A 1,010-nucleotide genomic window follows, 5' to 3' on the forward strand; every position below is an offset into this window, starting at 1 on the left:
CTTTTAATTATGAGCGGTATTTTTGCGGCGGCTTGTCAGACGATTAATCCGCATAATTCTGGGGTTGTGCCAACGGTATTTATGAATTTTGTACCCAATGGATTGGAAATTTTTGAAGAAAAAGTGAGCGCCCAGCTTTTAAAGAAAGCTCTCGATACAACTTTAAAATGGACAATGGAAGATGATTCTTTGCATGAAATGTTTCGCTCTCAATATGGTATTCCCCCTTGGGAAAAAGATTCTTTATCATGGGCAACGGATGGAGACGTAGAGTTCGCACCTTATGCTTTGCTGCATCTTGCTGCTCTTGCCTTGCTGGGCGATGTTGAGACTTTAGCTTCTTATGACGAAAGTTTTACGGCAGGGGACCAGCTTGGCTTTGATGAAACCATTGAAAAAGTCCATTTGGAACGCGCGATGGTGATCGCTCAAGAAGTGAAAAGGGAAGGAAAGTTCAGTTACGATCTACTGGAACGGGTTGCTGAGAAGTGGTCTATAGCCATGGACTATCAGCTTTTTAGAGTAAGATCTCCTAATACGTGTAATCAAAAACGCGCTTTGCATAAAAAATTAGTCGAGGAGAAAAAACAAGAATTAAGGGAACAAGGGTTTGAAGGGGTGAGTGATGAACAGTTCGTGTTTGAAGCAGAGGGGGTAAAACATGCTCCTGATATTACTTATATTAAAGATGGTAAAATCGCATTTATGGATATAAAAATTGATTAGTTTATTCTCCTGTTGAAGAAAAGCACTTTTATTTAAAAGATGTGAAAGCGTCTCAATCATGGCGCTTTCACATCTTTCTTACCAGAGCAAAATAAAGGGTTCGAAAAATCAAGAATAATAGCCAAGATTTTAAAAAATAGACTGGAAATGGCTTGATCCTCAAGAATAGAGGAGAAAAATCAATTATAAATTCTACTCTCTTCTTAAAGGCGGTCTCTTTTTTGTTAGAAAATGCTCATAAATTATCGCTTATTCAAGCGGTATGAGGGAAAGGTCCATTGACT

Annotated in this window: 1 protein-coding gene; it reads left to right on the forward strand. The window is 38.5% G+C overall.

The genetic code is table 11. From position 1 onward, the window contains the following. The coding region (locus ACFIL8_RS10990) for a DUF6990 domain-containing protein (RefSeq protein WP_375689814.1) at positions 1-726 on the forward strand (726 nt) is incomplete at its 5' end. Positions 727-1,010 lie beyond the last annotated feature (284 nt).

The organism is Bartonella sp. AP57NXGY (assembly GCF_042195805.1).
Lineage (GTDB): Bacteria > Pseudomonadota > Alphaproteobacteria > Rhizobiales > Rhizobiaceae > Bartonella.